The sequence below is a fragment of the Xenorhabdus sp. NBAII XenSa04 genome, assembly GCF_963866145.1.
Taxonomy (GTDB): domain Bacteria; phylum Pseudomonadota; class Gammaproteobacteria; order Enterobacterales; family Enterobacteriaceae; genus Xenorhabdus; species Xenorhabdus indica.
On record NZ_CAWMEB010000161.1, the window covers coordinates 1 to 380 of the forward strand.

1 protein-coding gene is annotated in these 380 nt (G+C 52.9%); it reads left to right on the top strand.

Annotated features, from left to right (window positions below):
- Positions 1-380: condensation domain-containing protein (locus tag AAC147_RS07305; RefSeq protein ID WP_047686142.1), on the top strand; the 380-nt coding region annotated here is incomplete at both ends.

The following is a 380-nucleotide window of genomic DNA, read 5'->3' on the forward strand; positions in this document are numbered from 1 at the left end:
CCCATCAGGATATGCCGTTTGAACAGCTCCTTGATACCCTGAATATTGAACGTGATACCGCCCGCCACCCGATTTTTCAGATCATGTTTGGTTTGCAGAGCACTGGAGAAAATCCGTCAGACAGCTGCCTGCCATTCAGGCCGGTAACACTGGACGATTCTCTGTACAGCCCCGCCAAGTTTGACCTGAGCCTGTTTATGTCCGACGGGCAAACCAGCATTATCGGTTGCCTGAACTATGCCGTCAGCCTGTTTGATGAGGCCACCATCGTCAGGCTGACAGAAAGCTATCAACGGGTGCTGCAAGCCTTTGTGACAGACCAGAAACAACCGCTGTCCGCGCTGGATATCCTGTCTGCACAAGAACGCCATACCCTGCTG